Annotated in this window: 22 protein-coding genes; 8 read left to right on the top strand and 14 right to left on the bottom strand. The window is 71.3% G+C overall.

Annotated features, from left to right (window positions below):
• Positions 1 to 17: 17 nt before the first annotated feature.
• The 8 genes from rapZ to M8C13_RS17300 all read right to left on the bottom strand — a co-directional run bounded on the left by rapZ (position 18) and on the right by M8C13_RS17300 (position 8,328).
• On the bottom strand, positions 18 to 896 hold the full coding sequence (gene rapZ / locus M8C13_RS17335) for an RNase adapter RapZ (RefSeq protein WP_252481643.1): 879 nt from the start codon (positions 894 to 896) through the stop codon (positions 18 to 20).
• A complete protein-coding gene (gene uvrC / locus M8C13_RS17330) occupies positions 893 to 2,908 on the bottom strand; it encodes an excinuclease ABC subunit UvrC (RefSeq protein ID WP_252481642.1) in 2,016 nt (671 codons plus the stop codon). Before uvrC ends, rapZ begins: the two co-directional genes overlap by 4 nt.
• 46 nt (positions 2,909 to 2,954) lie before the next feature.
• Entirely contained in the window at positions 2,955 to 3,371 is a 417-nt protein-coding gene (locus M8C13_RS17325; protein ID WP_252481641.1) for a Rieske (2Fe-2S) protein, read from the bottom strand.
• A gap of 32 nt (positions 3,372 to 3,403) precedes the next feature.
• Positions 3,404 to 4,456, bottom strand: coding sequence for a lipopolysaccharide assembly protein LapB (locus tag M8C13_RS17320; RefSeq protein WP_252481640.1), 1,053 nt, complete (start codon positions 4,454 to 4,456; stop codon positions 3,404 to 3,406).
• A gap of 72 nt (positions 4,457 to 4,528) precedes the next feature.
• Entirely contained in the window at positions 4,529 to 5,497 is a 969-nt protein-coding gene (locus tag M8C13_RS17315) for a M28 family metallopeptidase (protein ID WP_252481639.1), read from the bottom strand.
• Between the two features lie 201 nt (positions 5,498 to 5,698).
• The gene (locus M8C13_RS17310; protein ID WP_252481638.1) at positions 5,699 to 6,973 is read right to left on the bottom strand and encodes an SPFH domain-containing protein; all 1,275 of its coding nucleotides are present in this window, start codon (positions 6,971 to 6,973) and stop codon (positions 5,699 to 5,701) included.
• 4 nt (positions 6,974 to 6,977) lie between these two features.
• A complete protein-coding gene (locus M8C13_RS17305; protein WP_374213087.1) occupies positions 6,978 to 7,406 on the bottom strand; it encodes an NfeD family protein in 429 nt (142 codons plus the stop codon).
• Between the two features lie 100 nt (positions 7,407 to 7,506).
• Positions 7,507 to 8,328, bottom strand: a complete 822-nt coding sequence (locus M8C13_RS17300) for a DUF3097 domain-containing protein (RefSeq protein ID WP_252481636.1) — start codon at positions 8,326 to 8,328, stop codon at positions 7,507 to 7,509.
• A gap of 47 nt (positions 8,329 to 8,375) precedes the next feature.
• Here M8C13_RS17300 and M8C13_RS17295 point away from each other — a divergent pair, with 47 nt between their 5' ends.
• Positions 8,376 to 9,149 carry a hypothetical protein gene (locus tag M8C13_RS17295; RefSeq protein WP_252481735.1) on the top strand — a complete coding sequence of 258 codons (774 nt, stop codon included), beginning with the start codon at positions 8,376 to 8,378 and terminating at the stop codon, positions 9,147 to 9,149.
• 7 nt (positions 9,150 to 9,156) lie between these two features.
• Here the strand turns inward: M8C13_RS17295 and M8C13_RS17290 are convergent, their stop codons facing one another.
• The 6 genes from M8C13_RS17290 to asnB all read right to left on the bottom strand — a co-directional run bounded on the left by M8C13_RS17290 (position 9,157) and on the right by asnB (position 15,345).
• The gene (locus M8C13_RS17290; protein ID WP_252481635.1) at positions 9,157 to 10,212 is read right to left on the bottom strand and encodes a ferrochelatase; all 1,056 of its coding nucleotides are present in this window, start codon (positions 10,210 to 10,212) and stop codon (positions 9,157 to 9,159) included.
• A 67-nt stretch (positions 10,213 to 10,279) separates the two neighbouring features.
• A complete protein-coding gene (gene fabI / locus M8C13_RS17285; protein WP_252481634.1) occupies positions 10,280 to 11,047 on the bottom strand; it encodes an enoyl-ACP reductase FabI in 768 nt (255 codons plus the stop codon).
• 60 nt (positions 11,048 to 11,107) lie between these two features.
• Complete coding sequence (fabG, locus tag M8C13_RS17280) at positions 11,108 to 11,809, bottom strand: 3-oxoacyl-ACP reductase FabG (RefSeq protein ID WP_252481633.1); 702 nt, start codon at positions 11,807 to 11,809, stop codon at positions 11,108 to 11,110.
• Positions 11,810 to 12,002: 193 nt separating this feature from the next.
• The gene (locus M8C13_RS17275; RefSeq protein ID WP_308202813.1) at positions 12,003 to 12,671 is read right to left on the bottom strand and encodes a chitinase; all 669 of its coding nucleotides are present in this window, start codon (positions 12,669 to 12,671) and stop codon (positions 12,003 to 12,005) included.
• A gap of 230 nt (positions 12,672 to 12,901) precedes the next feature.
• Positions 12,902 to 13,414: a GNAT family N-acetyltransferase gene (locus M8C13_RS17270; RefSeq protein WP_252481631.1), complete on the bottom strand. Its 513-nt coding sequence runs from the start codon at positions 13,412 to 13,414 to the stop codon at positions 12,902 to 12,904.
• A complete protein-coding gene (gene asnB, locus M8C13_RS17265; protein ID WP_252481734.1) occupies positions 13,411 to 15,345 on the bottom strand; it encodes an asparagine synthase (glutamine-hydrolyzing) in 1,935 nt (644 codons plus the stop codon). The genes M8C13_RS17270 and asnB overlap by 4 nt, the downstream gene beginning before the upstream one ends.
• A 167-nt stretch (positions 15,346 to 15,512) precedes the next feature.
• Here asnB and M8C13_RS17260 point away from each other — a divergent pair, with 167 nt between their 5' ends.
• From M8C13_RS17260 to M8C13_RS17230, 7 genes are all read left to right on the top strand, one after another.
• On the top strand, positions 15,513 to 16,865 hold the full coding sequence (locus M8C13_RS17260) for an MFS transporter (protein WP_252481630.1): 1,353 nt from the start codon (positions 15,513 to 15,515) through the stop codon (positions 16,863 to 16,865).
• 141 nt (positions 16,866 to 17,006) lie between these two features.
• Positions 17,007 to 18,053 (top strand): serine protease, encoded by a 1,047-nt coding sequence (locus M8C13_RS17255; RefSeq protein ID WP_252481629.1) that lies wholly within the window; start codon positions 17,007 to 17,009, stop codon positions 18,051 to 18,053.
• Between the two features lie 2 nt (positions 18,054 to 18,055).
• Positions 18,056 to 18,970: a hypothetical protein gene (locus tag M8C13_RS17250; protein WP_252481628.1), complete on the top strand. Its 915-nt coding sequence runs from the start codon at positions 18,056 to 18,058 to the stop codon at positions 18,968 to 18,970.
• Between the two features lie 14 nt (positions 18,971 to 18,984).
• Entirely contained in the window at positions 18,985 to 19,533 is a 549-nt protein-coding gene (locus M8C13_RS17245; RefSeq protein ID WP_252481627.1) for a DUF4333 domain-containing protein, read from the top strand.
• 10 nt (positions 19,534 to 19,543) lie between these two features.
• On the top strand, positions 19,544 to 20,209 hold the full coding sequence (locus M8C13_RS17240; RefSeq protein WP_252481626.1) for a response regulator transcription factor: 666 nt from the start codon (positions 19,544 to 19,546) through the stop codon (positions 20,207 to 20,209).
• Positions 20,209 to 21,612, top strand: a complete 1,404-nt coding sequence (locus M8C13_RS17235; protein ID WP_252481625.1) for a HAMP domain-containing sensor histidine kinase — start codon at positions 20,209 to 20,211, stop codon at positions 21,610 to 21,612. The genes M8C13_RS17240 and M8C13_RS17235 overlap by 1 nt, the downstream gene beginning before the upstream one ends.
• Positions 21,609 to 22,544: a TAXI family TRAP transporter solute-binding subunit gene (locus tag M8C13_RS17230; RefSeq protein WP_252481624.1), complete on the top strand. Its 936-nt coding sequence runs from the start codon at positions 21,609 to 21,611 to the stop codon at positions 22,542 to 22,544. The genes M8C13_RS17235 and M8C13_RS17230 overlap by 4 nt, the downstream gene beginning before the upstream one ends.

Genomic DNA, 22,544 nt, shown 5'->3' with positions numbered 1-22,544 from the left:
GTCGTCGGGTGCCGGCGTCACTCCCGCCCCAGGTCCCGGTGCACGACCTTGACCGCCATGCCGTCCTCCTTGGCCAGCAGCCCGGCCAGCTGTTCGGAGATCGCCACACTGCGGTGCTTACCACCCGTGCAGCCGATCGCCAGGGTCAGGTACCGCTTGCCCTCGCGCCGGTAGCCCGCGCCGATGAGCCGCAGCAGCTCGTGGTAGCGCTCCAGGAACTCCTCCGCGCCCTCCTGGGAGAGCACGTAGTTGCGCACCGCCTCGTCCAGGCCGGTGAAGTCGCGCAGTTCCGGGATCCAGAACGGGTTGGGCAGGAACCGCACGTCCATCACCAGGTCGGCGTCCATCGGCAGGCCGTACTTGTAGCCGAAGGAGAGCACGGTGACCCTGGTGCTGGCCGAGGTCTCGCTGCCGAAGGCGTCCTCGATCTTGGCGCGCAGCTGGTGCACGGACAGCGCGGAGGTGTCCAGCACCAGGTCCGCCTCCTCCCGCAACGGGGTCAGCAGCCTGCGCTCATTGGCGATGCCGTCGGCCAGCCGCCCGTCGCCCTGCAGCGGGTGGCCGCGGCGGACGTGCTCGAAGCGGCGGATCAGCACCGCGTCGGTGGCCTCCAGGAACAGCACCTTGGGCTTGTAGCCGCGCGCGTCCAGGTCCTTGATCACCGCGGCCAGGTCGTCGGTGAAGGCGCGGCTGCGCACGTCCATCACCACCGCGACCCTGGAGATGACGCCCTGGGCCTGCGCGCCCAGCTCGACCATGGTGGCGACCAGTTCGGGCGGCAGGTTGTCCACCACGAACCAGCCCAGGTCCTCCAGGCACTTGGCGGCGGTGCTGCGGCCGGCTCCGGACAGGCCGGTCACCACCGCCACCTCGACGCCGGACTTCTCCTCGGTCACCCGTCCTCCTGCTGTCGCGGGACTTGCTTGTCGTCCTTGTTCTGCAACGCCACCAGCACCGCCAGCGCCGTCTGCCGCCCGACCCCGGGCACCTCGGTGAGCTGCTCGACGCTGGCCGCGCGGAGCTTGCGCACCGAGCCGAAGTGCTTGAGCAGCGCGGTCTTGCGGGACTCGCCCAGGCCCGGCACGTCGTCCAGCGCCGAGGTGGTCATCCGCTTGGACCGCTTCTGCCGGTGGTAGCGGATGGCGAAGTCGTGAGCCTTGTCCCGAACCTCCTGCAGCAGGTACATCGCCGCGCTGTTCCGGGCCAGGATCACCGGATCGGGGTCGGCCGGCAGCCAGATCTCCTCCAGCCGCTTGGCGATGCCGATGACCGCCACGTCCTGCACGCCGAGCTCGGCGAGCACGTCGGCGGCGGCGTTGACCTGGGGCGCGCCACCGTCGATGACGAGCAGGTTGGGCGGGTAGGCGAACCGCTTGGGGCGGCCGGTGGCCGGGTCGATGCCGGGCCGGGCCTCGGCTTCGGCCGCGTCCACCTCGCCGGAGACCGGGGCGGTCTGGGCGATCTCCTCGACGTCGGCGCGGTGCCGGGCGAAGCGGCGGCGCACCACCTCGGCGATGGAGCCGACGTCGCCGCCCACGTCACCGGTGTCGGCGTCGCCGCGGATGGCGAAGTGCCGGAACTCGGACTTGCGCGGCAGCCCGTCCTCGAAGACCACCAGTGAGGCGACCACGTCGGTGCCCTGGATGTGGCTGACGTCGACGCACTCGATCCGCAGCGGCGCGGTGTCCAGCGCCAGCGCGTCCTGAAGTTCTTGCAGGGCAAGGGATCGGGCCGTGAGGTCGCCGGAGCGGCGGAGCTTGAACTGGGTGAATGCCTCGGCGGCGTTGCGGGCCACCGTCTCGGCCAGCGCGCGCTTGTCCCCGCGCTGCGGCACCCGCAGCTGCACCCGGGAGCCGCGCAGCTTCGACAGCCACTCGGTGACCGCCTCGGCCTCCGGCGGCAGCTCGGGCACCAGCACCTCGCGCGGCACCGCCTCTGCCCCACCGCCGTCGGCCTGTTCGCCGAGCTCGTTCTGCTCGCCGTAGAACTGGGTGAGGAACTGCTCGACCAGGCCGGGGGTGTCGACCTCCTCGACCTTGTCGATCACCCAGCCGCGCTGCCCGCGGACCCGGCCACCGCGCACGTGGAAGACCTGCACCGCAGCGGCCAGCTCGTCCTGGGCGAAGGCGATCACGTCGGCGTCGGTGCCGTCGCCGAGCACCACGGCCTGCTTCTCCATGGCCCGGCGCAGCGCGTCCAGGTCATCGCGCAGCCGGGCGGCCTTCTCGAACTCCAGCTCCTCGGCCGCGGCCTGCATCTGCTTTTCCAGGCGGCGCATCATGGTGTCGGTGCGGCCGGAGAAGAAGTCGCAGAAGTCCTCGACGATGTCCCGGTGCTCCTCGGCGCTGACCTTGCCGACGCAGGGCGCGGAGCACTTGTCGATGTAGCCGAGCAGGCAGGGGCGGCCGATCTGGCTGTGCCGCTTGAACAGCCCGCCGGTGCAGGTGCGCGCGGGGAAGACCCGCAGCAGCAGGTCGATGGTCTCGCGCAGCGCCCAGGCGTGGGAGTACGGGCCGAAGTAGCGCACGCCCTTGCGCCGGGGCCCGCGGTAGACGTGCAGCCGCGGGAACTCCTCGCCGACGGTGACCGCGAGCATCGGGTAGGACTTGTCATCGCGGTAGCGGACGTTGAACCGGGGGTCGAACTCCTTGATCCAGGAGTACTCCAGCTGCAACGCCTCCACCTCGGAGGACACCACGGTCCACTCCACCGAGGCGGCGGTGGTGACCATCTGCCGGGTGCGCGGGTGCAGGCCGGCGAGGTCGGCGAAGTAGGAGTTGAGCCGGCTGCGCAGGCTCTTGGCCTTGCCGACGTAGATGACCCGCCCGGTGCCGTCGCGGAACTTGTACACGCCGAAGGAGTCCGGGATGGTCCCTGGCGCGGGGCGGTAGGTGGACGGATCGGGCACGCGGTAAGCCTACGGCGAGTCACCGACACCGGATTGCCAGGTCTGGCTAGATCAGGATGATCCGCTCCCCGTCGACCTTCACCGGGATCTGGGTGAGTCCCGCTTTCGACGGCCCCTTGCGGATTTCGCCGGTCTCACCGTCGAAGGCGCTGCCGTGGGTCGGGCAGTCGATCACGCCGCCGACCGGTGGGCTGATCAGGTTGCCCTTGTGCGGGCAGCGTGGGTCGAAGGCGCGCACCGCGCCGTCCTTGGCCCGCACGATGAGCAGGATGCCGTTGCCCTCGGTCTCCACCAGCGCGCCGCCGACGGAGGGCAGCGCGGACAGCCGGGCCAGCTCGGCGCCGGGTTTGGCGGTGCCGGTGCCGCCGGTGCGCGGGGGCTTGCCGTCGCCGCAGGCGGCCGCGGAACCGGCCAGGGCGAGTAGTCCGCACAGGACCGTTCGGCGGGGTAACGGCGTCGACATGCCGCACATCCTAAGAAAACCCCGGAATGTGTCTAGTCCTCGAAACGGTCAACCCTGGCGCGGATCTCGGGGGTGCAGCCGCGTTCGGCGGCGGCGCGGCGGGCGGCGTCCCGGTCGCCCTCCCAGAGCAGGATCTCCACCAGCGCGGTGTTGCGGGTCAGCTCGTCCTCGCCGGGCTGGCGCAGCCATCTGAGCACACGTTGGCGTTCCCGTTCCCAGGACTTGTCGTGATCGGCGACCGCGCGCAGGCGCAGGAAGGCGTCCAGGCCGGGGCGGGCGCGGAAGGCGGTGCGGCGCAGTTCGACCGCGCGGTCCAGCCTGCCCAGGCGGACGCACTGGTCCACCGCGAGGTCGACCAGCCTGGGCACCGCGCTGGTGCCCTTGGCCGCGACCAGGCCGCGTTCCACCCAGGCCAGGGCCTGTTCGCTGCGGCCGGCTTCCTCCAGCACGGAGGCGATGCGCAGGTACTGCCAGGCGTTGGACAGGTCGGTGGCCAGGATCTGCACGGTGAGGTCGGGGTCGCCGGTGTGCGCGGCCAGCTGCTCCACCAGCTTGGTGACCGCGGCGCGGTGCCGGTCGTAGCGGCCGGGCTGGCCGAAGCGGATGGTGGGCAGGCCGCGGCAGGCGGACTCCGCGCCCTGCCGGTAGTAGGCGAGCCCGGCGCTGCCCAGCGCCTCGGCGTACTCGGCGAGCCGGACCTCGGGGCCGTCGGGGTGGGTGAGCTGGAGCCGGATCAGCCAGCCGGCCAGCCGGTAGGGGTCGGGGCGGGCCAGGCGGCAGGCGGTGGCGTGCGCGGCCAGCGCCCGCTGGGCCAGGTCGGCCAGCTCGTCCCACTGGCCGGTGACCTGGTGCGCGGCCCCGGCGAGCACGTCGACGACCTGTTCGGCGAACTGCACGGCCTCCTGGGCGCGGCCGTCGGAGACGAGGTCGTGCAGGGACTGGACCACCTGGTGCAGCCGTTGCCAGTGCGCGGTGTCGTCGTGGTGGCTGGGCGGGGACAGCGAGCCGTGCAGTGCGCCGCGCAAAGCAGCGACATCGTGGAACTCGTCCCCTGCCCGGCCCGCCACGAACAGATGAAACCGCACGCACCGAGACCGGCGCGCGGGCTGACCCCGTTCAGCGCAGCGGATACGACCAGGTGGTCCAGCGGGTTGCGGCTAGGCGGCCGAACGCAGCGCGGCCGGCGCGGTCAGGCTCCACACCGCGTGCGCGATCGCGTTGGTGTTGCGGGTCAGCGCGGTGGCGTTGACGTTGTTCACCCCGTCGCAGGAACGGTGGTAGCAGGGGTCGAACGCCTGACCGGCGGTGCCGCCCCACTTCTGCGCCTGCGCCGCGGTCTTGCGGCCCTCGGCGCCGGTGAAGGTGCCGCCGGTGGCGATGCCCGCCCTGGCGAAGGCGGCGTGGTCGGAGCGGCCGCCGACGCTGGTCTGCTCGGTCTGCACCCCGGCGCCGCGGAAGTAGTTCTCCAGCAGGGTGGTCAACGCCGCCGAGCCGGTGGGCTGGCCCGCGCTGCTGTAGACGAAGTAGCCGGGGTTGGGCGAGCCGATCATGTCGAAGTTGAGGTAGGCCTTGATCTGGGCCTTCTGCGCCGCGGACAGGCTGGCCACCCACCGGGTGGAGCCGATCAGGCCCAGCTCCTCCGCGCCCCACCAGCCGAAGCGCAGGTGCTTGGTGGTCTTGAGCTGCTGCCGGGCCGCGGTCAGCGCGACCTCCAGCAGGCCTGCCGAGCCGGTGCCGTTGTCGTTGATGCCCGCGCCCGCGCTGACGCTGTCCAGGTGGCCGCCGAACATGATGGTGTTGTTCTCATCGCCGCCGGGCCAGTCGGCGATCAGGTTGTAGCCGGTGGCGCCGCTCTGGGTGAAGGTGTGGATGGTGGTGCGGTAACCGGCGGCGTCCAGCTTGGCCTTGATGTAGTCGACGGAGGCCTTGTAGCCGGGACGGCCGTGCGCCCGGTTGCCGCCGTTGGCCGCGGCGATCTTGCCCAGCTCGGTGAGGTGCGCCTGGATGCTCGCGGTGGGAATGGTCGGCGGCGCGGTGGGCGCGGCCGCGGTCGCGGTGCCGGCGATGCCGCTGACGACCAGTGCGGCGGTGGCCGTCACCGAGCCGAGAACGAGTCGGAGTTTCACGCAGACCTCCCGATCAGGCTGATCGCGCAGGGTTGCGATCAGCGTCACGGTGAGTCTCGAACGGGGGTGACCGTGGGCGGTACCCGACTTTTGTCGGAAACAGTTAGCGGTATTGCGATGAATGCATACCCTCGGTGAGTGAAAACGCCGAACGCCGCCCCCGGTTTCGCGGGAGCGGCGTTCGGCGGGAAATTCTCGGCGTTACTTGGTCTCGCCGTCGGACAGCTCGGTCGAGTCACCCCGAGCAGCCGGTGCCGGGGCCTGGGCTGGCGCCGGGGCCGGGACCGGAGGTTCCGGCGCGGGCGACGGGACGGGCTCGGGCTCGGCGATCGGGGGCAGCACCGGCGGCGGGACCGAGGAGCGGCCGGGCGGGGGCACGTCCTTCTGCGCGACCGCGGTGGCCTCCTTGACCGCGCGGGCGATCTCCGGGTCGGGCGCGGTGTCGAACCAGGACGCGATCGACTCGTCGTCCTCCTCCGGCTTGGACTCGGTGTCGGCCGGCGGGGCCTCGTAGCGGAAGACGCCGTCCTCGCCCTTGCTGCCGAACATCTTCGCGAAGCCCTGCAGCGCGTCGCCGAACTGGCTGGGCACCATCCACACCGTGTTGGAGTCGCCCTGCGCCATCTGCGGCAGCGTCTGCAGGTACTGGTAGGCCAGCAGTTCCGGCGTCGGCCTGCCCGCCTTGACCGCGGCGAAGACCTTCTCGATCGCCTTGGCCTGGCCCTGGGCCTGCAGGTAGCGCGCGGCCCGCTCACCCTGGGCCTTGAGGATGCGGCTCTGCCGCTCGCCCTCGGCGGAGAGGATCGCGGCCTGCTTGGCGCCCTCGGCGGCCAGGATCTGGGCCTGCTTCTGACCTTCCGCGGTCTTGATCGAGGACTCCCGCTGGCCTTCCGCGGTGAGGATCATGGCGCGCTTCTCCCGGTCGGCGCGCATCTGCTTCTCCATCGAGTCCTGGATGGAGGGCGGCGGGTCGATCGCCTTGAGCTCGACCCTGGCGACCCGGATGCCCCAGCGGCCGGTGGCCTCGTCGAGCACGCCGCGCAGCTGGCCGTTGATCGAGTCACGCGAGGTCAGCGTCTGCTCCAGGCTCATGCCGCCGACCACGTTGCGCAGGGTGGTGGTGGTGAGCTGCTCGACGCCGATGATGTAGTTGGAGATCTCGTAGACCGCCGCCCGCGGGTCGGTGACCTGGAAGTAGACCACCGTGTCAATGGACACCGTGAGGTTGTCCTCGGTGATCACCGGCTGCGGCGGGAAGGAGACCACCTGCTCGCGCAGGTCGATCCGGGCCCGCACCCGGTCCAGGAACGGGACCAGCACGTTCAGCCCTGGGGCCGCGACCGTGCGGAAGCGGCCCAGCCGCTCGATGACCGCCGCCTGCGCCTGCGGGATGACCAGCACTGCCTTGACGACAGCCACCAGCACCAGCAGGACTATGACGGCGACGACAATGACCGCGCCCAACCCAGCCTCCAACGCCTCAGCCTTCCGCCCACACGACCGCGGTCGCTCCAGCGATATCCATGACGGTGACGGCCCGTCCGGCCTCGATCACCTGCGTCTCGTCGTAGGCGCGGGCCGACCAGATCTCGCCACCGATCTTCACCTGACCACTGTGAGCGTCCACAGTGGACAGTACTACGGCCTTGCCGCCGACCAGCGCCTCGACGTTGGTCTTGACGTGGTCCCCGGCCAGCATCCGGCGGCGCAGCGAGGGCCGCACCGCGGCCAGCAGCACCACCGAGGTCACCGCGAACACGGCCACGTCGATCCACAGCACGTCGATCACCGCGGCCGAGCCCGCCGCGGCCAGAGCCGCCGCGCCGATCATGAGCAGCACGAAGTCACCGGAGAGCATTTCCGCTGCCAGCAACAAGACTCCGGCTACCAACCAGACCAGGGCCGCCATGACGCCCATCGTGTCAGAGTGCCCATGCCGTTGCCGACCGTGACCAGCCGCCGTGACCGACGTGTGATCTACCGGGCGACGGGTATCACCCGATCCGGGTTCAGTCCTGTGGACCGACAGTGACGAAGTCGATGAGCCGTTCCACCGCTCCGACCAACGGCGTCTCCAGGTCCCGGAACCCGCGCACCCCGGAGAGCACCCGCCGCCAGCCCGCCGGCGGCTCGCCCCAGCCCAGCTCGGCGCACACGCCGGTCTTCCAGTCCTGGCCGCGCGGCACCACCGGCCACTGCCGGATGCCCACCGAGGCGGGTTTGACCGCCTGCCAGATGTCCACGTACGGGTGGCCGGTGACCAGCACGTCCGGGTGCGCGGCGGCGGCCACGATCCGCGACTCCTTGCTGCCCTCGACGAGGTGGTCCACCAGCACGCCGAGCCGCCTGCGCGGACCGGGCTGGAACTCCGCGATCCGCTCGGCCAGCGCGTCGATGCCGTCCAGCGGCTCGACCACCACGCCCTCCACTCGCAGGTCGTGGCCCCAGACCCGTTCCACCAGCTCGGCGTCGTGGATGCCCTCCACCCAGATCCGGCTGGCGGCGGCGGTCTTGGCGCGCAGCCCGTCGACCCGCACCGAACCGGAAGCCGAGGTGCCGGGTCCGGCGGGCTTGGCCGCGGGTTTGACCAGCGTCACCGGTTGGCCGTCGAGCAGGAAGGCGGCCGGGCGCAGCGGGAACAGCCGCTGCCTGCCGCGCCGGTCCTCCAGGACCACGTTGCCGCCTTCGACGCGCAGCACCGCGCCGCAGAAACCGCTGGCGGGGTCCTCCACCACGAGGTCCTGCTCGGCAGGCACCTCAGGGACGGCGCGGCGCTTGGGGCCGCCGGCGAGTACGTCACGTCCATAGGGATCACCAGAGAAGCTGGGCACGGCGGCCAGCCTAGTAACCTCGTCCGGTGCCTTGTGCCAGCGCGACCATGGCGGTCTGGACCTCCGCGTGGCTGAACGGTTCCGCGGCCTCTGATGACGTGCTCGACGCCCTCCAGGCGTGGGGTGAGCTCCAGGAGGTCACCGCGGGGGACGAACACGCCGCCGAACGGTTCGACCTGCCGTTGCCCGACGACCGCCCGGTGGGCCCCGCCCTGTTGCTGGCCTGCCTGCGCCGGGCCGGGGCGCGCACCGGCGCGCTGGTCCTGCCCGCCCCTGGAGACGTGCGCGGGCTCGGCGGGCCTGGCCCGTTCCAGGTGGCCGCGCTGCACGCCGAGGAGGCGGTGGTGCTGCCCTCGGCCGCCATGGGCCTGGTGCCGGCGGAGGTGGCCGAGGGGGTGCTGCGCTGGTCGGTGTTCGCCCTGCCCGCGCCGCCGAACCTGGAGTACGTGCCGATCGGCGAGGCCGAGCACCGGATGGCCGAGGCGGTCCGCGCGGCCGCGGCCACCCTGGTCTCCCTGGACGTGGCCCGGCACCGCCCTGGCGTGCGCACCGAGATCGACGCGGCCCTGCGCGCCCGTCCCCGCGACCCCTGGCCGCACGGCATGCCGGGCCGGTCGCTGCGGGTGCTGGAACGAGCCGCGGAGGTGGCCGCGATCGTGCAAGCCGCGATGGGCGACCCGGACGGCGGCACGGTGTCCGCCTCCGCCGCCAGGGCTCGGGTCGCCGCACTGCGCCCACTTTCCGACGCGGTGCGCGCGGCCCGCTACGCCGCGGTGGCCGAGGCCGTCCGCCTGTTCAGCGACCAGGCGGGACGGCACTAGCCACGAGTCAGGCTGGGGCCGGGCGGCGGCGGGCCGGGGGTTCGCAGCACAGCGGCGCGCAGGGCGCTCCGTTGCGGGTGCAGCCCGCGGCCGGGAAGTCGGAGAGCTTGCGCGCGGGGACGCCGTCGGTGTGCTCGCGGATGAGCTCCACCACGAGTTCGGCGAAGCGCGGGTCCGGGCCGGGGGTGGCGGCGCGGGCGAAGGCCAGGCCGAGCTCGGCGGCGCGGTCCTTGGCCTCGGCGTCGAGATCCCAGATGACCTCCAGGTGGTCGCTGACGAAGCCGACCGGGCACACCACGACCGCGGGCACGCCCTGCTCGTGCAAGGTGTCGAGGTGGTCGACGATGTCCGGTTCCAGCCAGGGCACCTGGGGCGGGCCGGAGCGGGACTGCCAGACCACGTCGTACCCGTCCACGCCGACCGCATTGGCGACCAGCCGGGCGGCCTCGGCGACCTGCCGGGAGTAGCGCTTGCCGCCTTCCTCCGGCGGGCCTGCGGCCTGGTCGGCGGAGTTCGGCACCGAGTGCGCGGTGAAGACCAGACGGGCCTGCTCGCGGTGCTCGGCCGGCAGTTCGGCGGTGGCGGCGCGGACGGCGTCGGCGAAGGCCGCGATGAACAGCGGGTGGTCGAAGAACTGGCGGAGTTTGACCAGCTCCAGCGCGCCGTCCACGGCGGAGCGGGTGCGCAGGATGTCCTCGTCGTACTGCCTGCAGGCCGAGTAGCCGCCGTAGGCGCTGGTCGGGAACACCAGCGCCGAGCGAACGCCGTCGGCGACCATCTTGGCGGCGGTGTCCTCCGCCATCGGGTGCCAGTTGCGGTTGCCGAAGTAGACCGGCAGGTCCAGGCCGTGCCGGGCCAGCTCGGCGCGGACCGCGTCGATGATGGCCAGGTTCAGCCGGTTGATCGGCGAGACGCCGCCGAAGTGCAGGTAGTGCTGGGCGACCTCGTCCAGGCGTTCGGGCGGGACCCCGCGTCCCCTGGTGACGTTCTCCAGGAACGGCCGGACGTCCTCAGGTCCTTCCGGCCCGCCGAAGGACAGGAACAGCAACGCGTCGAAGCTCACCGCACAATCCTGCCCCCGTCCGGTTTCGCGCACCGGGCGGGGGCAGGGATTGTCAGGCAGTTGTCAGTCAGTCACCGACGGCGTGCATGCCGCCGTCGACCATCACCATGGAGCCGGTGGTGGCCGGGAACCAGTCGGACAGCAGCGCGCAGATGGCCTTGGCGGCCGGGGTGCGGTCCGAGGTGTCCCAGCCCAGCGGGGCGCGCTCGGTCCACAGGTTGTTGAAGTCGCTGAAGCCGGGGATGGACCGCGCGGCCATCGTTTCGAGCGGACCGGCGGCGACCAGGTTGACCCGGATGCCCTGCTTGCCAAGCTCCCTGGCCAGGTACTTGGTGCAGTTCTCCAGCGCGGCCTTGGCGAAGCCCATCCAGTTGTAGCTGCTCCAGGCGACCCGGGCGTCGAAGTCCATGCCGACGATCGAGCCGCCCTCGCCCATCAGCGGCAGCACCGCCTTGGCCAGCGCCTTCATCGAGTACGCCGAGGTGTGCACGGCGACCGAGACGTCCTCCCACGGCACGTCCATGTAGTTCTCGCCGAGGCAGGACGGCGGGGCGTAGCCGATGGAGTGCAGCACGCCGTCCAGCGCGGGCACGTGCTCGCGGATCTTGTCCGCCAGGCCGTCCAGGTGTTCCTGGTTGGTGACGTCCAGTTCGATCACCGGCGCGGGCTTGGGCAGCCGCTGCGCGATGCGCTCCACCAGCCGGAGGCGCCCGAAGCCGGTGAGCACGACCTCGGCCCCCTGCTCCTGCGCGATCCTTGCGGCGTGGAAGGCGATGGACGCCTCGGTGATCACTCCGGTGATCAGCACCCGCTTGCCTTCGAGCAGTCCGGTCACGTGCTCTTCCTCCGAGTTGAACTGAAGTTGATGACGACGGCCCTAGCCTGGCAGAACAGGTCAGTGACCCATACCCATGCCCCCGTCGACCGGCAGAACTGCGCCGTTGACGTAGGCGGCGCCGTCGGAGGCGAGCCAGGTGACCGCGGCGGCGACCTCCTCGGCCTTGCCCGCGCGGCGGGCCGGGACCACGGCCATCTGCTCCTTGAGCGAGTCGGCCAGGTGGGCGGTCATGTCGGTCTCGATGAAGCCGGGCGAGACCACGTTGGCGGTGATGTTGCGGGAGCCCAGCTCGCGGGCGATGGAGCGGGCCACGCCGACCAGCCCGGCCTTGCTCGCCGCGTAGTTGACCTGCCCGGCCTGGCCGGAGAGGCCGACCACCGAGGAGATGAAGATCATGCGGCCCCAGCGCTTCTTCAGCATGCCCGAGGCGGCGCGCTTGGCCACCCGGTAGGCGCCGGTGAGGTTGGCGTCCAGGACCTTGGTGAAGGAGTCCTCGGACATGCGCAGCAGCAGCACGTCGTCGATGATCCCGGCGTTGGAGACGAGGACCTCGACCGGGCCGTGCTGGGCCTCGACCTCGCCGAAGGCGCGGTTGACCGCCTCGGCGTCGGTGACGTCGCACTGGACCCCGAACAGGCCCTCGGGCGCGCCGGAGCCGCGGTGGGTGATGGCGACCTTGTCACCCTGCTCGGCGAAGGCACGGGCGATCGCCAGGCCGATGCCTCGGTTGCCGCCAGTGACCAGTACCGACCTTGACACCGTTGGTCCTCCATGACTCGCGGGATGCGGACGGCGTCAGGCTAGTCGGTCGCCCCGGACCTGCTGGAATAGGCATCGAAGACGCGCAACCGGCAGATCTGGCGGCCCCCTCGCCGCCTCGCGCCCCGGCGCTCGGGAAAACGGGGGGCGCGACCCATTCCGGCCACACCCCCGAATGGAGCAGTGAATTACCTCAGCAGTACAGGTTCCCGCCCGGCGCGACACCGATGATCCCGGTGAAGCGCTGGTAGTTGCTGACCCGGCTCTGCACCTGTCCCGGATTCTTGCCATTGCATTCCAGCGAGCCGTTGATGCTGCGGATCGTCTCGCCGAAGCCGCGGCTGTTCACCATCGCGTTGTGCGGGGTCATCGAGCCGGGGCCGTTCTGGGTCATCCAGTACCAGATCGCGGTGCGCCAGGAGATGGTCGCGTCGTTCTGCACCAGCCAGGGGTTGCCCAGCAGGTTGACCCGGAGGTAGTCGCCCGCGGCCTTGTAGTTGAAGTTCCAGCTGAGCTGGATCGGGCCGCGGCCGTAGTAGGCGGCCTGCCCGGCGGGGCAGCCGTAGGGCTGGCTCCGGTCGCAGTAGTGCGGGTAGTTGGCGGTGTTCTGCTCCACCACGTGGCGCAGGCCGCCGGTCTCGTGGCTGACGTTGGCCAGGAAGGCGGCCAGTTCCTGCTTCTGCACGGTGGCGCTGCCCTGGTTGGCGAAGGCGCCAAACGTTTGGGCGGCGTTGCGCAGGCCGGCGTAGCTGTAGAAGCCGTTGCGGCCGGGGAACATCTGGTTGAACTGGGCTTCGCTGATCATGAACGCGGTGGGCGCCGCGGCGGCGGGCACCACGGCGGCGAACCCGGCCGCAGCCATCAGCGCGACCAGTATTCCGAGCAGACGACGTTTCATCACACGCTCCTCGCTGCACAGGGAAATGCGCGGGCAGGGACCCGCGAATTCGCAGCAGGACTTCACCGGGCACCACGGAAGGGCGAAGCGCAGGGGTGGCCCCAATAACCACTTCCGGGCGGCGGTGGTGACAACAGGCTCAGCTCGACTGCGGGACCCATTTCGCCACAGTCGAGCGCTTTGGCGGAAGTGACTTAAGTAGGTAGTTGGTAAATCTGGTCTGGACCATCTGGGCCGCCGGTGTCCAGGTGGGGCGCGCGCCGCAGCCCGGCGGCGGCCGCGACCCGGTGTGAGGCCAGGTTGGCCGGGCGGACCCTGGCGATGACCGGCGGGTCCGCCCCCTGTGCCCGCGCCTGGTCGAGCACGGCGGCGACCGCCTCGGTGGCCAGGCCCTGGCCCCAGGCGGCCGGGGCGAGGCGGTAGAACAGGTTGCGCACGGGCCTGCCGTGCAGCCGCATGGCCTTGAGGCCGCAGAAGCCGATCGGGCCGGCCTCGTGGTAGCGGCGCAGCACCCAGTAGCCGTAGTCGTGCCGCCGCCAGTGCGCGTCCCAGCGCCGGTAGAGCCCTTCGGCCTCGGCCAGCGTGGCCAGCGCGTCGGCGGGGTTGTGCGCGCAGGCCAGCGGGTCGGCGTGGATGGCCAGGATGGCCTCGACGTCGGCAGGCGCGGGGCGGTGCAGAGCGAGGCGGGCGGTGCGGAGCTCGGTCACAGCCGGACGGGGTAGACCGGCTCCGGCACCTCGACCTTGATCCGGTGTTCGATGAAGATGCCGTGCCAGATCATGAACATCAGCACCGCCCAGAGCTGGCGGCTGCGGTCCTGCTGCCCGGCCTTGTGCTCGGCGAGCAGCTGGAACACCGCCTTCTTGTCCAGCAGGTCCTCGGTCTTGGAGTCGGCGATGATGCCCCAGGCCCAGTCGTGCATCTCGTCCTTGAGCCAGTGCCGGATAGGCACCGGGAAGCCGAGCTTGCGCCGGTTGAGCACGTGCGGCGGGATGATCTTGGCCAGGGCCTGGCGCAGCGCGTACTTGGTGGTGCCGCCTGCCAGCTTCTGGTCCAGCGGGATGCTGGAGGCGACCTTGAAGACCTCCATGTCCAGGAACGGCACCCGCAGTTCCAGGGAGTTGGCCATGGTGACCTTGTCGGCCTTGGTCAGGATGTCGCCGCGCAGCCAGGTGTAGAGGTCGATGTGCTGCATCCGGGCCACCGGGTCCCAGCCGCGGGAGATCTCGTACCAGGGCGCGGTGACGTCCTGGAAGCCGATCCGCTCGTCGTAGTGCCGCAGCACCGCGCGCAGCTGGGCGTCCCGGAAGTTGCGCGCGTTGCCGTAGTAGCGCTCCTCCAGGGTGAGCGCGCCGCGGCGGAGCAGGTCCTTGCCGCGCACGCCCTCGGGGATCTTGGTGGAGACCTTGCCCAGCACCTTGCGCACGCCGCCGGGCATCTTCTCGAACGGGGCCAGGGACAGCGGTTCGCCGTAGACGGTGTAGCCGCCGAAGAGCTCGTCCGCGCCCTCGCCGGAGAGCACCGCCTTGACGTGCTTGCGGGCCTCGCGGGCGATGAACCACAGCGGCACCAGCGCCGGGTCGGCCACCGGGTCGTCCAGGTACCAGATGATCAGCGGCATCGCCTGCATCATCTCCCTGGCCGAGACGGTGCGGACCACGTGCTTGACCCCGATCGCGGCCGCGGTCTCGGCGGCCACGTCGACCTCGGAGTAGCCCTCTCGCTCGAACCCGGCGGTGAAGGCGATCAGGTTGGGGTTGAACTGTTTGGCCAGGGTGGCGGTGGCGGTGGAGTCGATGCCGCCGGAGAGGAAGGCGCCGACGGTGACCTCGGGGTCGGAGATCATGTGCTTGCCCACCGAGTCGCGCATGACGTCGGCGATCCGCTGGTACAGCGCCTCGGCCTCGGCCTCGCCGCGGACCGGCTGGGCGGTGAAGGTCGGGTTGAAGTAGCGGGCGGTCTCCAGCTGCCCGCCGGGCCGGACCCGGAAGGCGGTGCCGGACTCGATCCGCCGGATGCCGGCGTGCAGCGACTCGGGCTCGGGCACGTACTGCAGCACCAGGTAGTGCTGGAGCGCGGTGCGGTCGAGCTCCTCGGCCACGCCGAGCACGCCGGAGAGCTCCAGCAGGCTCTTCTTCTCGCTGGCGAAGGCGATGCCGCCGGGGCCGGCGGAGTAGTAGAGCGGTTTGATGCCGAACTGGTCGCGCGCGCCGAAGACGATCCGTTCCTGGTTGTCCCAGATCATGAAGGCGAACATGCCGCGCAGCTTGGGCAGGATGGCCGGGCCGAGGTGGTGGTAACCGGCCACGATGGACTCGCCGTCACCCTGGGTGTTGAAGCGGGTGCCGAAGCGGGCGGTCAGCTCCTGGCGCAGCTCGCGGTAGTTGTAGATCTCGCCGTTGAAGTTCAGCGTGTACCGGGTCGGGTTCTCCGGCGGGCCCCAGACCAGCGGCTGGTGCGAGTGCTCCAGGTCGATGAAGGCCAGGCGGTTGAAGCCGTAGACGACCTCGGCGCCCTGCCAGGTGTCGTGCTCGTCGGGACCGCGGTGCCGCTGGCAGCGCATGGCCGCCGCGACCGCGCCGCGCGCGTTCGCCGCCGCCGCGGGCGTGGCGCAGATCAGTCCCAGCACTCCACACACGTCGCTGCTCACCTCAAAGTCGTCGTCGGGCCGGTGGTTCGAGTATCCCGGGCGCGCGCCGGGCGTTCGCCAACGGGTTACCTCAAGGAGAGGTAAGTTCTGCCGGCCTCCGCTTGCCGATCACGATGCCGCCACCCACCGTGACAGGGGTCTCAAGGAGGACTCACATGTCGGTAGGCGTCAGCGAGGACGTCCCCAACGGCGGGGGACTGCCCAAGGGAAACAAGCAGGGTGAGCGGCGGGTCGTGGCCAATGTGCTGCGCGGCTCCATCGGCAACCTGATCGAGTGGTACGACTGGTACGCCTACACGGCGTTCAGCATCTACTTCGCCAGCTCGTTCTTCCCGAAGAACAACCCCACCGCCGAGCTGCTGAACACCGCGGCGGTGTTCGCGGTCGGCTTCCTGATGCGCCCGCTGGGCGGCTGGATGCTGGGCCGCTACGCCGACCGGTACGGCCGCCGGGCCGCGCTGACGCTGTCGGTGACGCTGATGGCGGTGGGCTCGCTGATCATCGCGATCACCCCGTCCTACACCACGATCGGCCTGGCCGCGCCCGCGCTGCTGGTGGCCGCGCGGCTGTTGCAGGGCCTGTCGGTGGGCGGTGAGTACGCCACCTCGGCGACCTACCTCTCCGAGGTGGCCTCGCCCGGCAAGCGCGGTTTCTACTCCAGCTTCCAGTACGTCACGCTGACCGCGGGCCAGTTGCTCGCGCTGGGTGTGCAGATCGTGCTGCAGCAGGTGCTCACCGACGAGCAGATGCACTCCTGGGGCTGGCGGATCGCCTTCGTCATCGGCGCGGCCGGCGCGGTCGTGGTGATGTGGCTGCGGCGCAGCATGGACGAGTCGGAGAGCTTCAAGAAGGTCGCCCAGTCCGAGGACGGCAAGGCCCCGCAGCGCGGCACCCTGCGCGCCCTGCTCCAGCACCCCAAGGAGTGCCTGCTGGTGGTGGGCCTGACCCTGGGCGGCACGGTGGCCTTCTACACCTACACCACCTACCTCCAGAAGTTCATGGTCAACACCAGCGGGATCAGCAAGCAGAACGCGGCCTGGATCAACTTCCTGGCCCTGGTGGTCTTCGTGGTGATCCAGCCGCTGGCGGGCAAGCTCTCCGACCGGATCGGGCGGCGGCCGCTGCTGCTGTTCTTCGGCGTCTGCGGCACCCTGGGCACGGTCCCGCTGCTGACCGCGCTGGCCGGCACGAACTCGCCGGTGGGCGCGTTCTTCCTGATGCTGGCCGGGCTGGTCATCGTCACCGGCTACACCTCGATCAACGCGATCGTGAAGGCCGAGCTGTTCCCGACCAACATCCGCGCCCTGGGCGTGGGCCTGCCGTACGCGCTGACGGTGGCCATCTTCGGCGGGTCCTCGGAGTTCGTGGCGCTCTGGCTCAAGCAGGCCGGGATGGAGTCGGTGTACTTCTACTACGTGGCCGGCTGCGTGCTGGTCTCGCTGATCGTCTACGGCAGCATGCGGGAGACCTCGAAGTCCTCGCCGCTGGAAGAGGGCTCTTTCCGCTGATCAACGGGACGAGGCCGGGCCCGCCGGGTGGCGCGTGTCGCCCACCCGGCGGGCTTTTCGCCACTTCCCCGGGTGCGGTGGCTCCGATCGGGCTAATCTGCCCGCGGTATCCGCGTTACACGGCCATCTGGGGTATTGACGATGCGACATCTGAGTGCCGTCGTGGCGGTGCTGTTCACCGCTGCCGCGCTCACCGCCTGCGTCCAGGTCTCACCTGGGCAGCCGAAGGCTGGGCCCTCCACCCGCAACATCGCGGATGAGATCAAGGGCGGCCCGACCTCGGAGCTGCGCAAGACCTTCTCCTCGACCCCGCAGCAGGTCAACGACTACTGGAACAGCGACCGGCTCAAGGACGCCCGGCCCAAGCAGCCGGGGCCCAGCGAGGGCGGCAGCGACGTGCCGAAGGAGAACCCGGGCGCCCAGGTGGTGATCCAGCCCAGCGACGGGGTCATCGGTCAGGTGAAACCGGACTCCAACGGAACCAATCCGCGCGGTGACGCGTGGTCACGGGCCGGGCTGAGCGAGACCACGGTCGGGCGGCTCTACTACACCTTCGGCGGAAAGCCGTATGTGTGCTCCGCGTCGGTGGTCAGCTCGCCCTCGAAGAGCCTGGTGGCCACCGCCGGCCACTGCATCTGGGAGACCCAGGGCGAGAAGATGTGGGCCGACAACGTGATGTTCGTGCCGGGCGACCGGGCCGGGCAGGCCCCGCACGGCAAGTGGGCGGCGGAGTCGATCTACACCACCCGCGAGTTCATGACCAAGGCGGAGAGCACCGACCGGGGCACCTCCGGCGAGGGCTGGGCCTACGACATCGCCTTCCTGCGGATGCGGCCGCTGAACGGGCAGAAGATCCAGGACGCGCTGGGCGCGCAGGGCATGGCCTTCGGGGTGATGGCCGAGGGGCTGACCGCGATCGGCTACCCGACCGCGCCGCCCTTCGACGGCAAGGTGATGCGGTACTGCTCCTCGCCGAACTGGGTCAAGGGACCTTTCGGCGACTACACCATCAACTGCGTGATGACGCCGGGCTGTTCCGGCGGGCCGTGGTTCACCCGGTTCGACCCGGGGCGCGGCGCGGGGATCGTGGTGTCGGTGTCCTCGGTGGGCAACGCCAGGACGCTTTCCGGCGCGGTGCTCGGCCAGGTGGCGCACAACCTCTACAAGCAGGCGGACTCGGGAGCATGAGGATGAACCGGCGAAGCGGGCGGGTCACGGGAGTGGCCTGTGCCCTGGTGCTGGCGGTGACCGCGTCCGGGTGCAGCAGCGCCTCCCCCGGTCTCGCGCTGGCCGACCAGCAGGCGGTGAGCGCCTACATGGCCAGTCAGTTCGACGGCGCGTTCAAGAAGCTGGACCAGGAGCTGGTCAAGCCGAGGGACGAGAAGTCCACTGTGTACTGGCACGGGCGGTTCAACGAGAAGAAGACGGACAAGGAGATCGACATCTTCCGCTACCAGGCGGCGGACAAGGGCAAGCCGGAGCCGCCCGCGATCTTCACCAAGTCCCGCACCAGCAAGGAGATGAAGGACAACCTGGACCAGTACCACCCGAGCGGCTCGGAGTGGGACTACCTGCTGCTGGGTGAGCGGTTCCGGTCGCTGGCCACCACGCCGTGGGTGCGGTTCCCGACCTTCACGCCCAAGGACGGCTTCAACGTGTGCCTGCTGACCGGCGTGCAGACGGTGTGCGCCATGCAGGACGCGATGAAGGCGACCCAGAAGTCCTCGCCCGCCGGGCTGGTCAAGGAGTACCGGCAGCAGGCCGACGGCAGCGCGGAGCTGCTCACCGGGGTCACCCTGAAGTCCTTTGTGGACGCTCGGGTGCTGAGCTTCCCCGAGGACTACAAGAAGCAGATGACGCCGCCGATGCTGGAGTCCTTCCTGCGCACCACGGTGGTGCTGGACCCGCAGGGCCTGCTGAAGAAGATCGAGATCAACGGGATCGTGGACAAGGGCGGTCCGAAGATCGAGATCCAGGTGGGCTACGAGATCCTCGGCAAGGCCACCGCGAAGGACTTCCCGCCGGAGCCCTCGCCGCTGGACCGCACCGATCTGCCCGATGTGAACGCCCGCAAGGATTTCTTCAACCGGCTCGCCGCGCTGTAGAACCGAGGTCAGAGATGAACAACCCGTACCAGCCGCAGCAGCCGCAGTGGGGCCAGCCGCAGCAGCCGAACCCGTACCAGCAGCCCCAGTGGGGCGGCCAGCCCGCCCCGCAGCCCGGCTATCCGCAGCAGGGCGCGCCCACCCCGCCGCCCGGGTACCAGCAGCCGCAGGGCCCCGGTGGTCCCGGTGGCGCGCCGTACGGCTCCGCGCCCTACGGCGGGCCGCAGCAGCAGCCGAAGAAGTCCGACGGCGGCATGAAGAAGCCGCTGCTGTACGGGATCGTCGGCCTGGTGCTGATCGGCGTGGTCTTCGGCGTGCTGGCCGTGCTGGGCGTGTTCACCAGCAAGGTGCTCGACACCAAGGCGGTCCAGCAGGGCGTGCAGAAGGTGCTCACCGAGAACTTCGGCATCGCCAAGGTCACCGGGGTGAGCTGCCCGAACCAGCCCGCGATCAAGGCCGGCAACACCTTCACCTGCACCGCCAGCATCGACGGCAAGCAGCGGCAGGTGCCGGTGAAGGTGACCAACGACTCCGGTGAGTACGAGGTCGGCCAGCCCAAATAGGCTGCCCGGCATGAAGGTGCTGCTGGTGGAGGACGACGACGGGGTCGCCGAGGCCCTCCTCGAAGTCCTCACCGCGCACGGCCACCAGCCGCGCCGGGTCCGGCACGGCGCGGACGCCCTCACCGGCCACCGCGAGGCGGACCTGGTGCTGCTGGACCTGGGCCTGCCCGACGGCGACGGCCTGGAGGTGCTGCACAAGCTGCGCCGGGTCACCTCGGTGCCGGTGATGGTGCTGACCGCCCGCGGTGACGAACGCTCCGTGGTGCGCGGGCTGCGCCTGGGGGCGGATGACTACCTGGTGAAACCGGTCCGGCTGGCCGAGCTGCTGGCCCGGATGGACGTGGTCACCCGCCGCGCCGCGCACCGCGCCAGTGCCGAGGATCCGCCCGAGGAAATCACCGCGGGCGATGTGCGCATCGACCTGGCCGGTCGCCGGGTGGAGGCAGGCGGAGAGCTGGTCTCGTTGACCGCCAAGGAGTTCGACCTGCTGGCCGCGCTGGCCCGGCGCGCGGGCGCGGCGGTGAGCCGCCAGCAGCTGATGGACGAGCTGTGGGGCGACGCCTACCTGGCGATCTCCCGGTCGCTGGACGTGCACATCGCGCAGCTGCGGGCGAAGCTGGGCCGCCCCAACCTGATCAGCACCATCCGCGGCTTCGGCTACCGGCTGGAGCTGTAGTGCGCGGGCGGCTGCTGGCGGCGCTGCTGGCCTTCGCGGTGCTCGCGGTGGCCGCCTTCGCCTGGCCGCTGCTGATGAGCACCGCGGCCGAACGCACCCAGCAGCTGCTGCTCTCCCGCACCGCGGACCTGGACCGCTTCGCCGCGCTGGCCGACACCGCCAACGCCACCGCCGACCTGGGCACGCTGACCGCGGAGGTCCGCCGCTACGGCGAGCTCTACGGCGAGGCGGTGCTGGTGGTGGACACCCGGCGGCAGTCCCTGGTGGCCACCGGCGACCTGCGCCCCACTGACCCGGCGGTGGTGCGCCTGGTCGACGGCGCGCTGCGCAACGAGCGAGCGTCCACAGTGGACTCCCTGACGCCGTGGTCGGCCGAGCCGGTGCTGCTGGCCCGCCCGGTCGGCACCGGCATCCGGGTCACCGGCGCGGTGGTGCTGCGCGCCGACGTGACCGCGGCGGCGGGGGACATCGCGCGCCGCTGGGTGGTGGTGCTGCTGGGCGCGCTGGCCGCCGCGATCGCCTGCGCCGCACTGGCGCTGGGGGTCTCCCGCTGGGTGCTGCGGCCGTTGCGGGAGCTGGAACGCGGGGTGCGCGCGGTCGCCTCCGGGGAGCCGCACGCCCAGGTCGCGGTGCACGGGCCGAGCGAGCTGCGCACGGTGGCCGCGGCCTTCAACCAGATGTCGGACTCGGTCTCCGACGCGGCCGAACGGCAGCGCCGCCTGGTCGCCGAGGCCTCCCATCAGCTGCGCAACCCGATGACCGCGCTGCGGCTGCGGGTGGACGCGCTCGGGCCCTCGGTGGCCGAGCCCGCGCAGCGCTCCTACCAGTCGGTGCTCGGCGAGGTGGACCGGCTGGAGTCGTTGCTGGACGGGCTGCTCACCCTGGCCAGCGCGGAGAACCGGGCCGCCGAGCTGCGCGCCCCCGCCACCCCGGAGGAGCCCGCGGCCGACTGCGAGCCGCTGCTGGTGCTGGCCGACCGCAGGGACGCCTGGTCGGCCGCGGCCGACGCCGCCGGGATCACCCTGCGGATCGGCGGCGCTCCGGCCACGCCCGTGCTGGCCGCGTTCCCGGCCGAGGAGCTGGCCCAGGTCCTCGATGTGGTGCTGGACAACGCGATCAAGTACGCCGGGTCCGGCGCCACGGTCACCCTGCGCCTGCTGGCCGAGCCCGAAACGCTGCGGCTCACCGTCACCGACACCGGCCCCGGCCTCACCGCCGAGGAGCTGGCGCTGGCCACCGAACGGTTCTGGCGGTCCCAGGAGCACCGCGGCAGCCGGGGCAGCGGGCTGGGCCTGGCCATCGCCGAACAGCTGCTCACCGCGCACGGCGGCGAGCTGATCCTGCACCGGGCCGAGCCGCACGGCCTGTCCGTCCACATCGGACTCCCCAGGGCGGCCGGATGAGCCTGTCCCGCCGCGCCTTCCTGCTCGTCCCGCTGGCCGCCGTGGCCTGCACCACCGCCGACTACACCGGTCCGGCCCGGCCGCTGTCCATCGGCGCGGGCGAACCCGGCGGCCCGTACCTGGCCTTCGCCACCCGGCTGGCCGCCGAGGTCTCCTCAGCCACCCCGAAACTGCGCTGCACCCCGGCCCAGACCCAGGCCAGCGTGGACAACCTGCGCCAGCTCGGCGCGCGGCAGGTCGACCTGGCGCTGGCACACGCCGACGCCTGCGAGGCCGCGGTCGGCGGCACCAGCCCGTTCACCGGGCCGGTGCCGCTGCGCGCGCTGGGCCGGATCTATGAGAACTACCTCCAGGTCGCGGTCCCGGCCGCCAGCCCGGCCCGCCGGATGGCCGACCTGGCCGGCCGCCGGATCGCCATGGGCGCACCGGGTTCCGGCGCGGCCCTGCTCGCCCAGCGGATCACCGCCCGGCTCGGCCTGACACCCGGTCCGCAGCTGCGCCTGGCCGAGGCGGCCTCAGCGCTGGCCGAGGGCTCGGTGGACGCCCTGGTCTGGTCCGGCGGCGTGCCCACCCCGGCCTTGGAACAGCTGGACATCCGCACCCCGATCCGCCTGCTACCCCTGGAAGATGTGCTGCCCGCGCTGCGCGAGGCGCACGGGCCGGTGTACGAGCAGGTGTCGGTGCCCAGCGGGGTGTACCGCGCGCCGCGGGCGGTGCCCACCATCGGGGTGGCGAACCTGGTGGTGTGCCGGGAAGACCTGCCGGCCGAAGTGGCGGCGGCGGTGACCAGGGTGCTGCTCACCAGGGCGGACCGGCTGATCCCGCAGGAGGCGCTGGGCATCCAGTTCCTGGACCAGCGGACGTTGATCAGCACCGCCGCGATCCCCCTGCACCCGGGGGCCGCGGCGGTGTACCGCGAGCTGCACGGCTGA

Origin of the sequence: Crossiella sp. SN42 (assembly GCF_023897065.1) — a bacterium.
In the GTDB taxonomy this organism is placed as follows: domain Bacteria; phylum Actinomycetota; class Actinomycetes; order Mycobacteriales; family Pseudonocardiaceae; genus Crossiella.
The sequence above is the reverse complement of the archived record's forward strand: the minus strand, read 5'-3'. Positions and strand labels throughout refer to the sequence as shown.

Bases quoted from the DNA above. Each gene is read 5' to 3' on its own strand.
- M8C13_RS17245 (WP_252481627.1), top strand. From the start codon at position 18,985: ATGAACAACCCGTACCAGCCGCAGCAGCCGCAGTGGGGCCAGCCGCAG.
- M8C13_RS17275 (WP_308202813.1), bottom strand. From the start codon at position 12,671: ATGGCTGCGGCCGGGTTCGCCGCCGTGGTGCCCGCCGCCGCGGCGCCC.
- M8C13_RS17305 (WP_374213087.1), bottom strand. From the start codon at position 7,406: ATGGCGGCCCTGGTCTGGTTGGTAGCCGGAGTCTTGTTGCTGGCAGCG.
- M8C13_RS17250 (WP_252481628.1), top strand. From the start codon at position 18,056: ATGAACCGGCGAAGCGGGCGGGTCACGGGAGTGGCCTGTGCCCTGGTG.
- M8C13_RS17230 (WP_252481624.1), top strand. From the start codon at position 21,609: ATGAGCCTGTCCCGCCGCGCCTTCCTGCTCGTCCCGCTGGCCGCCGTG.
- M8C13_RS17255 (WP_252481629.1), top strand. From the start codon at position 17,007: ATGCGACATCTGAGTGCCGTCGTGGCGGTGCTGTTCACCGCTGCCGCG.
- M8C13_RS17260 (WP_252481630.1), top strand. From the start codon at position 15,513: ATGTCGGTAGGCGTCAGCGAGGACGTCCCCAACGGCGGGGGACTGCCC.
- M8C13_RS17295 (WP_252481735.1), top strand. From the start codon at position 8,376: ATGGCGGTCTGGACCTCCGCGTGGCTGAACGGTTCCGCGGCCTCTGAT.
- M8C13_RS17325 (WP_252481641.1), bottom strand. From the start codon at position 3,371: ATGTCGACGCCGTTACCCCGCCGAACGGTCCTGTGCGGACTACTCGCC.
- M8C13_RS17240 (WP_252481626.1), top strand. From the start codon at position 19,544: ATGAAGGTGCTGCTGGTGGAGGACGACGACGGGGTCGCCGAGGCCCTC.